The organism is Vibrio clamense, from assembly GCF_050337905.1.
Taxonomy (GTDB): domain Bacteria; phylum Pseudomonadota; class Gammaproteobacteria; order Enterobacterales; family Vibrionaceae; genus Vibrio; species Vibrio cortegadensis.
The window spans coordinates 1-1,202 of sequence record NZ_JAKJTJ010000012.1 but is presented as its reverse complement, the minus strand read 5'-3'; the positions used below and the strand labels follow the sequence as shown (position 1 = coordinate 1,202).

Below are 1,202 nucleotides of genomic sequence, written 5' to 3'. Positions count from 1 at the left end.
GTGATCGACGCCGATGGCGACTGGACCTACACCGTCGACAACAACGCGGTGCAATATCTGGACGAAGGTGAAACCGTCACCGAAATTTACACCGTCAGTGCCACCGATGGGACCGAGCATGTGGTCACCATCACTATTAATGGCGCGGAAGACCCGTCTGAGATCACCGTGGGCGAAGGCGACAGCGATGAAGGCAGCGTCACCGAAGATGTGGACGTCACGCTGGCCGACACCTTAGTCAGCGAAGGCAGCTTGACCATCAGCGATGTGGACGCCAATGATAACCCTGAGTTCAACCCGAATGGGGTGTTCACACCGACAGGCTCCACCAATGCGGCGGCGCTCGGCAGCTTAGTGATTGACGCCGATGGCGACTGGACCTACACCGTCGACAACAACGCGGTGCAATATCTGGACGAGGGTGAAAGTGTCACCGAGATTTACACCGTCAGTGCCACCGATGGGACCGAGCATGTGGTCACCATCACCATTAATGGCGCGGAAGATCCGTCCGAGATCACCGTGGGTGAAGGGGACAGCGATGAAGGCAGCGTGACCGAAGACGTGGACGTGACGCTGGCCGACACCTTGGTCAGTGAAGGCAGTTTGACCATCAGCGATGTGGACGTCAATGACAATCCGGAGTTCAACCCGAATGGGGTGTTTACACCGACAGGCTCGACCAATGCGGCGGCGCTCGGCAGCTTAGTGATTGACGCCGATGGCGACTGGACTTACACCGTGGACAACAACGCGGTGCAGTATTTGGATGAGGGTGAAAGCGTCACCGAAATTTACACCGTCAGTGCCACCGATGGGACCGAGCATGTGGTCACCATCACCATTAATGGCGCGGAAGATCCGTCTGAGATCACTGTGGGCGAAGGCGACAGCGATGAAGGCAGCGTGACCGAAGATGTGGGCGTGACGCTGGCGGAGACCTTGGTCAGCGAAGGCAGCTTGACCATCACTGACGTGGACGCCAATGATAACCCTGAGTTTAACCCGAACGGGGTGTTCACACCGACAGGCTCGACCAATGCGGCGGCGCTCGGCAGCTTAGTGATTGACGCCGATGGCGACTGGACCTACACCGTCGACAACAACGCGGTGCAATATCTGGACGAGGGTGAAAGTGTCACCGAGATTTACACCGTCAGTGCCACCGATGGGACCGAGCATGTGGTCACCATCACCATTAA

At 57.7% G+C, this 1,202-nt stretch carries 1 protein-coding gene; it reads left to right on the top strand.

Annotated elements, in window-relative coordinates:
• Positions 1–1,202: VCBS domain-containing protein (locus L4C39_RS00535; protein WP_429743816.1), on the top strand; the 1,202-nt coding region annotated here is incomplete at both ends.